This is a genomic window from Streptomyces niveiscabiei (genome assembly GCF_001419795.1).
GTDB classification, from domain to species: domain Bacteria; phylum Actinomycetota; class Actinomycetes; order Streptomycetales; family Streptomycetaceae; genus Streptomyces; species Streptomyces niveiscabiei.
Genome location: NZ_LIRL01000179.1, coordinates 1 through 8,429, shown reverse-complemented (window position 1 = coordinate 8,429; position 8,429 = coordinate 1). Strand labels below are relative to the sequence as shown.

Sequence of the window (8,429 nt, the reverse complement as noted above, 5' to 3'; positions counted from 1 at the left end):
CGCCTCCGCGGAGGCGTGGGAGCGGGCGGTACAGGACCCCGAGACCCCCTCCCCGACCTGGACGCTCTACCAACTGGCGCCGGAAGCCGTGGAGTTCTTCCAGGGCGACGAGCGGCGCAGGCACGTACGGCTGGAGTACCGGCGGGGCGAGGGGAGTTGGGAGAAAGTGCTGCTATGGCCGTGATGTGACGGACCGTCAACATGCTCTGCCCGTCAGAGCGCTGCGAGAACCTCCCGCGCGACCCGCTCGCCCGACCGCACGGCCCCGTCCATGAACCCCATCCAGTAGACGGACGTCTCCGTCCCGGCCCAGTGGATGCCGCCGACCGGCGCCCTCAACGACCGTCCGTACTGGGTGAGTACGCCGGGTGCGGCGATGGAGACGGGGCCGCCGCGCGTGTACTGCTCGTTGTTCCAGCGGTGCAGGGCGAAGGAGGTCGGAGTGGCGGCCTTGGCACCGAAGTAGGTCGTGAAGTCCTTGAGGACCGCCGCCCGCACCTCGGCCTCGCTCGCCGCGTCCAACTGCCGTGCCTTGTCGGCCTCGATGAAGCCCATGAGAGCGCCGAAGGACGCGTCCGGCGGGGAGTTGTCGAACGTCGAGCTGATCACGCCGCTGTCGCTGACGACTTGGCCGTTGAGACCGTCGGCGCGCCAGAACGGCGTGTCGTAGATCGCGATCGCCTTGGCGACGGAGGCCATCGGCAGGCGCTGCGTCAACTGGTCGCGGGCGGCGGGCATCAGGGGGTCGTACGAGATGCGCGCGGCGAGCGGCGGGGGCACGGCGACGATCACGCGGGACGCGGTGACCGTCGTGCCGTCGGCCGAAACGACGTACCGGGAACCGGACTTGGCGATCGAGCGGACCGGCGCGTTCAGGACGACGCGGTCGCCGAGGGTCGCGGCGAGCTTGATCGGGACCTGCTGGGAGCCGCCGACGAACCTCAACTCCTGGGCGCCCTTGGCGGTTTCGGTGAGGCGCTCCAGGGTGCCGGGGTTGTCCGCGTCGCCCGCGCCGGCGATGTAGTACAGGACGAAGAGCAGGGAGAGTTCCCGGGGTTCGGCCGAGAAGATCGACGTACAGGCCACGTCCAGCAGGAACTTGGCGGACGGGACGACCGCGTTGGCGCGCAGCCAGGTCTCGAAGGTCTGGCGGTCCCATTCGTCGGCCTTGGGCGCTGACCAGGGCGCGTCGACGGGGACCTGCTTGGCCATGTCGTTCAACGAGCCTTGCACGATGGCCGCGTTGGCGAGTCCGGCGAGGTCGACGGGCGGGACCGAGCCGAGGGCGCCGTCGGTGGCGTACGGGGTCTTCTTGCCGTCCTTGTAGAGGAGGTTGTTGCCGGTGTTGTAGGTCGCGAAGGTGTCGACGCCGAGGGAGTCGGCGAGCGCCTTCATGCGGGTCTGCGTCGGGCCGATGAACTCCCCGCCGCCTTCGGTGACTCCGCCGTTCGCGAGCTTCAGGTTGAGCACCCGGCCGCCCACCCGGTCGCGGGCCTCCAGGACGACGACGGACTTCCCGGCCGCCACGAGGTCGCGGGCCGCCGTCAGCCCGGCGAGTCCGGCGCCGACGATCGCGACGTCGACGTCACGGGTGGCGGTCGCCGCCGACGCGGAGGCCGTACCGGCAGCCGTCGCGGCGAGGGTGAGGGCGCCCGCGCCTCCGATCAACTTCCGGCGGGAGAAGGGTCTTTGGCTTGCCACGTGCGGCCTCCGGGGGGGTGGTCGGCAGAACTCTGCGCAACTTGCCGGAACGGGAAAGCTGAGAATTGTTCACGTTCCAGCGCGCATTCTGGCGACTCGCGGCGCCGCGCGACAGTTCTGCGACCCCGCACACCCGTCACATCCGACACATGTACAACAGCCGTACTACTGCGATGAGTTGAGGTTGTCTACGCTCGCAGGTCACGGGCGATCCGCTTGGCGATGCGCTCCGCGTCCAGCCCCACCTCGCGGAACGTCCCGCTGATCGGCGTGACGAACCCGGTGAAGTACAGCCCGGCCGCGTTCTTCGGCGACCGCGCGCCGTTCACCACCGGCCGCCCGCCCTCGTCCAGGACGTCGAGGTGGCCGACGAGCCCTTCCAGCTCACGGGAGTAACCGGTCGCCGCGATGACCGCGTCGACCGTCACCCGCTCGCCCCCGGCCAACAGGACCTCGCCCTCCTCGAACCCCTCGACGGCGCCCACGACTTCGACCTTGCCCTTGCGGATCGCACTGATCAGACCGACGTCCTGGACGGGGATCGCGCCCGCCTTGGCACGGCTGTAGAGGCCGGTGTCGGGCCGGGGGAGGCCGTGCTGCGAGAGGTCGGGGATGCTCAACTTGGCCATCGGGCGGGCGAGTCGGTCGACCACGGCGGCCGGCAGCCGGCGCACGAGGATGCCGGTGTACTGCGCCGCCCAGCCGGCCGTCGAGCGGCGCACGATGTGCGGGACGGTCCTGACCGCGAGCAGCACCCGGGCCGCGCCGTTCTCCACCAGGTCCACGGCGATCTCGGCGCCCGTGTTGCCGACGCCGACGACGAGGACGTCCTTGCCCTTGTAGCGGGCGCCGTTGCGGTACTCGACGGCGTGCGTCAGCGGGCCGGTGTACGACTCTCGCCCCGTCCAGCCAGGGAGGTACGGGGTGTGGTTGTAGCCCGTCGCGACGATCACTGCCGAGCCGGTCAGCTCACGTCCCCCCGTAGCTCTCAGGAGCCAGCCGGAGTCGTCGGGGGCGCGCTCTACGCCGGAGACCTCGACGCCCGTGACGATGTCCAGCTCGTGGTGCTGGACGTACTTCTCCAGATACCGGACGACGTCCGCGCGGGCCACCCAGCGGCCGAACTTGCGCGGCATCGGCAGCCCCGGCAGGGCCGAGAGGCGCCGGGTCGTGTGCAGATGCAGACGGTCGTAATGGCGGCGCCAGGAATCGCCCACCCGGTCGGCCTTCTCCAGCACGACCGCCCGGATGCCCCTCTCCTTCAGCGCGTACGCCGCGGCGAGACCGCCGGGGCCGCCTCCGATGATGTAAACCGGGCGGTCGGCCGGGGTGGGGGCGGTGTGCCGGGACTGTATCGGCGCTGTGGATTCGCTGGGCTGTGCCATAGTCGCGAGCGTAATCACGCGGCGGGTTGATGGGTATCGGTCAAGACCGGAATTGGTTGCGGATTGATCACGGATGTAAAGAGAAGTGCGAAGTCGTGTACTCCGGTGGCCGAAACGAGTGGGGACCAGCGCCGGATGACGGGAAAACGCCGGGCACCACGATCAAAGGGGGCCGTCGTGAGTACTACACGGGGATTACCGGGGAGCTACCTCGCCTTGCGGCCCGAACTCGTCGCGTACGGCCGCGTGCGCCGGCCTCCATGATCACGAACCCGGGGGCCAGGGCGAGGAGTTGGGCTCCGCCGGTGGCGTTGGTGCCGGTCGTGTCCGCGACGGGCGACGGCACGTAGCCGCCGATCGAGTTCGCGAACAGGATCGGCGCGTCCATCGCGTCGACCGGCTTGGGCCGGCACAGCGGAGGTTGCCGCTTGCCCGCGCCGGAGGGGCCCTGCCGGGCAGAGTGGGGCGAGTTCGGGTGGCCGAGGGTCGCGGTACGAGTGGCCGCGATCTCGCGGGGCGGCGGGGCGGGGGGCACCCCGAGCGATCAGCTCACCAGTGCGGCATGCAACGCGCCGAACGCCTCGCGGAGTTCCGGCGTGGGGGTCGGGTCGATTTCCATCTGCAAGTGGCACGCGTCGTCGTCGCCGTTGGGGGTCAGACGGACGAAGAGAGCGAAGCCCTCCCCCACCGGCTCCGCCCTCAGCGTCAGCGGGTTGTTGCGGCCGGGTGTCAGCGACTCCGAAAGCGGGCGGCCCAAGGGGCGTTCAGGCGAAGGAGCATCCGCTCCGTGAAGTCCACGACCTCCTCGGCGTCGAGGTCCGCGGTGAAGTCGGCGGTCAGCCAGGACGTCCAATCCGCGACGACCCGCCAGGAGTTGGCGTCGATCCGGGCCAACTCCAGCCACACGTCGCCATTGCCGAGGCGTATCCGCGGCTGCTCCATGTCACCCTCCGACGTCCGTGGCCCGAACTCGCGATCTTATGCGGCGAGTTTCCGTCGCCAGGACTCGCCGCACGTCGGCAGTGCCGCACCGAGCGGATGGGGGTGTCGGCCAGCGGCGGCGGCTCTTGCCAAACTCCCTCTCCAGCCCTAGAACTGACGTGCCGTCAGATTCGCGACCCCGTTCGCCCGACCCCGCAGGGAGTCCCATGGACACGATCTGGCTCGACGGTGCGCAGTGGCTGGCCGTGTTGCGGATCGGGCTCGGGCTGTGGTGGCTGGAGAGCTGGCGGCACAAGGACAAGAAGACGTGGTTCCAGGGCGGGGGGATCAGGTGGGCGGCGGACATCGCAGCCAAGCACCGGTGGTCCGCCGTGCGCAGCGGCTTCGCGGTCACCGTCACGCCCCGGCCCCGGACAATGGCGTACGTCGTCGCCTACGCCGAACTCGCCCTGGGGCTCGGCCTCATCCTCGGCTTCCTCACACCCGTCGCCCTGGTCGGCGGGCTCCTGCTGAACGGGCTCTACTTCGTCCTCATGATCCACGACTGGGCGGAGCAAGGGCAGAACTCGATGATGGGGCTCATGTCGGTGGTGGGCCTGTTCGGGATGTCGTGGCAGAGCTGGTCCGTGGACAGTGCGCTGGGGTGGTTCTGAGACATGGCCGAGACTCCGGGAGTCCCTCGGAAGTACGACATACCTGCGTACGGCATACCTGAGACCGACCCCCTCACCCTCCCCTACTGGGACGCCGCCGCCCAGGGCCGCCTGTTGATCCGGCGCTGCACGGCCTGCTCCCGCCCCCACCACTACCCCCGGGAGTTCTGCCCCCACTGCTGGAGCGAGGACGTCGTCTGGGAGGAGGCGAGCGGGCGGGCCGGCCTGTACACCTGGTCGACCGTCCACCGGAACGACCTCCCGCCCTTCCGCGACCGAACGCCCTACGTCGCGGCCGTGGTGGACCTGGAGGAGGGACCCCGGATGATGACGGAGATCGTGGGGTGCGCGCCTGCGGAACTCCACCCGGGGATGGAACTGGCGGTGAGGTTCCGGGAAGGCGTGCCGGTGTTCGGGCCGCCAGGGCGCGCCTGAGGGGTGGCCCGGCGGAGTAGCTCTGGGGAGGTACCTCCGGAGAGGTAACTCCCCCGAGGTAGTTCCGGAGAGGTAGTTCCCCAGAGGTAGTTCCGGAGAGGTAGCTCCGGAGGCGTAGATCAAATGGGGTGCCCCTCAGGAGGGACCCGGTTTCAATGGCCCCATGCCCCGAGCGACCGACCCCGTACCCGTACCCCCGGCCCTCGTACCCCGCCTGTACGGCCACGGCCTGGTCCTGCGCTCCTGGGACCCCGGCTCCCCCACGGACGTCGACGCCTGGCTGCGGGGGCAGGCGAACGACGAGTTCCGGCGTTGGAACACCCCCCTCATGCCGATCACGGACCTCGACTCGGCCCGCGCTCACCTGCGGTCGAAGGTGGAGGCCGCCACGCAGGGCACCGGCATGCCGTTCCGCGTCACCGACGCCGTGACGGGCGAGACGCTGGGGCAGATCGGGCTGAACGTCGTCAACCGGGTCACCCGGAGCGCGCGGGTCGGGTACTGGGTGCTGCCCGAGGCGCGGGGGCAGGGTGTCGCGACCCGCGCCCTGACCGTCGTAGCCCGCTGGTCGCTCACCGAATTCGGCCTGCATCGGCTGGAGTTGGACCACGCGGACGGGCACGGCGTCTCCTGTCGCATCGCCGAGCGCTGCGGTTTCCGCTACGAGGGCACCCTGCGCGACGCGACGTTCGCCGCGGGCCGCCACGACGACTTCCGCGACATGCATCTGCATGCCCGCCTGTCCACCGATCCTGAACCGAACGGGGAGAGCACATGACCGACGAACACTGGCAGTTGACGACCGACCTGACCGAATTCCTGGACACGGCAGGCCCGTTCCTGCGCTCCCGGCCGGTCCACCACACGGTCCCGCTCACCGTGACCGAGAACCTGCGCGCCCAGGGCACCGACATGTACGGCAGCAGCCGTCCCCTCTTCGGTGTCCTGACCGGTGCCGACGGCGAGGTGGCGGCGGCCTTCTTCCAGACCCCGCCGTTCCCGCTCAACGTCACCCACCTCACCCCGCGCCGCACCGAGTCGCTGGCCGAAGCGCTCCTGGACCACAACCACCCGCTGTCCGGCGTCACTTCGGACACGAAGACGGCGGAGGCGTTCGTGGCGGCCTGGAAGCGCGGAACGAACGCCACCGAGACCGTGTTCCGGCGCGAACGCCTCTACAGGCTGGAGGAGTTGACGTACCCCCAGCCGATCCCGCCGGGTCAGTCCCGTACCGCGACCCCGGCGGACCACGCTCTGCTGCGGGCCTGGAACGACGAGTTCACGACGGAGATCGGCCACCCCCACACCATGGCCGACTCCCTGCTGACCGCCCGCATCGCCGCGGGCTCCTTCACGCTCTGGGAGACCCCGGACGGCACCCCGGTGTCGATGGCGAGCGCGGCCGACCTGATCGCGGGCCAGATCCGGATCGTCACGGTCTACACCCCGCCCGAGCACCGCGCCAAGGGGTACGCGGGCGCCGCCACCGCCGAGGCGAGCCGCCGCGCCCGCGAGGCCGGGGCCGAAGAGGTGCTGCTCTTCACGGACTTGGCGAACCCGACGAGCAACGCCCTGTACCAGCGCATCGGTTACCGGCCGGTCGAGGACTTCACCGTGTACACCTTCCAGGACTGACCTCCCCGCACCGCCCCGACCCGGCCGCCCGGCCCCGGACGTCCAGACTCGGCCGCCCGCCAACCTTTCACCGCACCCCCATTCCTGACACACCATCAGTTCTGTAATCTGACAGTGCGTCAGCTAAGTCAAGGAGGCGGGCGGACCGATGCTTGGATCAACCCACGGCACCCTCACCACCGACTCCCGCCGGGCCCGGGTCATCGCGTGCGGCGAGCAGCCCGGACCGGCCGTGCACGGCAGGCCGGCCGATGTGGACGGCATGGACGTCAGCGGGCGCCCGCTGTACGCGGACGTGCCCGACCTGGAGAGATTCTTCCGGCCCGAGTCGGTCGCGGTCATCGGCGCCTCGGACGCCGAGGGACGGCCGAACACCGGGATCACCAGGCAGTTGCTGGCCTGGTCGAAGCGGGTGGGGGCCCGGCTGCACCCGGTGCACCCCACCCGTCCTGCGGTCTTCGGCATTCCCTGCGTCGCGTCGGTCTCCGAACTTCCCGAACAGGTCGATCTGGCCGTGCTGTTGGTGTCCGACCCGCTGCCGGTGATCGAGCAACTCGCCGAGACAAAGGTGAAGTTCGCGGTCGCCTTCGCGTCCGGTTTCGCGGAGACCGGCGAGGAGGGCGCCGCCGCACAGGCGAGGCTGACGGCGGCCGTCGAGCGCGCGGGCCTCAGACTCCTCGGCCCGAACACCAACCTGAACGCCTTCGAGGAGTTCCGCGACGACCTCGGCGGGCCGGCGATCGCCCTCATCACCCAGTCCGGCCACCAGGGCCGACCGGTGTTCTCCCTCCAGGAGTTGGGCGTGCGCCTCTCCCACTGGGCGCCCACCGGAAACGAGGCCGACCTCGAAACGGCCGACTTCATCTCGTACTTCGCCGAGCGGCCCGAGACCGGCGCCATCGCGTGCTACGTCGAGGGCCTCAAGGACGGCCGCGCGTTCCTGCTCGCCGCCGACCGGGCCGCCCGCCGCAAGGTGCCCGTCGTCGCGGTGAAGGTCGGCCGCACCGAGACCGGCGCCCGCACGGCGGCCTCGCACACCGGCAAACTCACCGGCGCCGACGACGTGGTCGACGCCGCGATGCGGCAGTACGGCGTGATCCGCGTCGACGCGCTCGACGAACTCCAGGACACGGCAACCTTGTTGGCCCGCGCGAAGCCGCCGGTGGCGAACGGCGTTGCCGTGTACGCCATTTCGGGCGGCACCGGTGCCCACGTCGCCGACCTCGCGACGACGGCGGGCCTCGACCTGCCGTCCCTCTCCGCCGCGAAGCAGGCCGAACTCCACCAGTGGATACCGGAGTTCCTCAGCGTGGCGAACCCGATCGACAACGGCGGACACCCGGTCGGCGACCACCGGGGCCGGAAGATCATCGACGCGATCCTCGCCGATCCGTCGGTCGGGGTGCTGATCTGTCCGATCACCGGCCCGTTCCCGCCGCTCAGCGACCGCCTGGTCGAGGACCTGGTGGCGGCGGCCGAGGAGACGGACAAGCTGGTGTGTGTGGTGTGGGGTTCACCGGTCGGCACCGAACCGGCGTACCGGGACGTGCTGTTGGGCTCGCGCCGGGTCGCGACGTTCCGTACGGTTCCCAACTGCCTGAACGCGGTGCGGGCTTACCTCGACCACCACCGCTTCACCCGCGACTACCGCTCCCCCTTCGACCAGGCCCCCCGCACC

The 8,429-nt window shown here is 70.5% G+C and carries 11 protein-coding genes; 6 read left to right on the top strand and 5 right to left on the bottom strand.

Annotated elements, in window-relative coordinates; all coding sequences use genetic code 11:
* On the top strand, positions 1–184 hold a 184-nt coding region (locus AOK24_RS09895; protein ID WP_276206829.1), incomplete at its 5' end, for a pyridoxine 5'-phosphate oxidase C-terminal domain-containing protein.
* 29 nt (positions 185–213) lie between these two features.
* On the opposite strand, the gene AOK24_RS09890 is transcribed toward AOK24_RS09895, so the two are convergent.
* From AOK24_RS09890 to AOK24_RS09875, 5 genes are all read right to left on the bottom strand, one after another.
* The gene (locus AOK24_RS09890) at positions 214–1,701 is read right to left on the bottom strand and encodes a flavin monoamine oxidase family protein (protein ID WP_055719682.1); all 1,488 of its coding nucleotides are present in this window, start codon (positions 1,699–1,701) and stop codon (positions 214–216) included.
* Between the two features lie 188 nt (positions 1,702–1,889).
* Entirely contained in the window at positions 1,890–3,086 is a 1,197-nt protein-coding gene (locus AOK24_RS09885) for a flavin-containing monooxygenase (RefSeq protein ID WP_055719681.1), read from the bottom strand.
* A 184-nt stretch (positions 3,087–3,270) separates the two neighbouring features.
* Positions 3,271–3,621, bottom strand: coding sequence for a hypothetical protein (locus AOK24_RS09880; RefSeq protein WP_055719680.1), 351 nt, complete (start codon positions 3,619–3,621; stop codon positions 3,271–3,273).
* Positions 3,622–3,630: 9 nt separating this feature from the next.
* Positions 3,631–3,774, bottom strand: coding sequence for a hypothetical protein (locus AOK24_RS48410; RefSeq protein WP_159051834.1), 144 nt, complete (start codon positions 3,772–3,774; stop codon positions 3,631–3,633).
* Between the two features lie 41 nt (positions 3,775–3,815).
* Positions 3,816–4,028, bottom strand: a complete 213-nt coding sequence (locus tag AOK24_RS09875) for a hypothetical protein (protein ID WP_055719679.1) — start codon at positions 4,026–4,028, stop codon at positions 3,816–3,818.
* Positions 4,029–4,234: 206 nt separating this feature from the next.
* Here AOK24_RS09875 and AOK24_RS09870 point away from each other — a divergent pair, with 206 nt between their 5' ends.
* From AOK24_RS09870 to AOK24_RS09850, 5 genes are all read left to right on the top strand, one after another.
* Entirely contained in the window at positions 4,235–4,681 is a 447-nt protein-coding gene (locus tag AOK24_RS09870; protein WP_055719678.1) for a DoxX family membrane protein, read from the top strand.
* A gap of 3 nt (positions 4,682–4,684) precedes the next feature.
* Positions 4,685–5,116 carry a Zn-ribbon domain-containing OB-fold protein gene (locus tag AOK24_RS09865; RefSeq protein WP_055719677.1) on the top strand — a complete coding sequence of 144 codons (432 nt, stop codon included), beginning with the start codon at positions 4,685–4,687 and terminating at the stop codon, positions 5,114–5,116.
* Positions 5,117–5,279: 163 nt separating this feature from the next.
* A complete protein-coding gene (locus tag AOK24_RS09860; protein WP_055719676.1) occupies positions 5,280–5,894 on the top strand; it encodes a GNAT family N-acetyltransferase in 615 nt (204 codons plus the stop codon).
* Positions 5,891–6,751 carry a GNAT family N-acetyltransferase gene (locus AOK24_RS09855; RefSeq protein ID WP_055719675.1) on the top strand — a complete coding sequence of 287 codons (861 nt, stop codon included), beginning with the start codon at positions 5,891–5,893 and terminating at the stop codon, positions 6,749–6,751. Before AOK24_RS09860 ends, AOK24_RS09855 begins: the two co-directional genes overlap by 4 nt.
* A gap of 148 nt (positions 6,752–6,899) precedes the next feature.
* A partial coding sequence (locus AOK24_RS09850; protein WP_055719674.1) for a CoA-binding protein occupies positions 6,900–8,429 on the top strand: 1,530 nt, incomplete at its 3' end.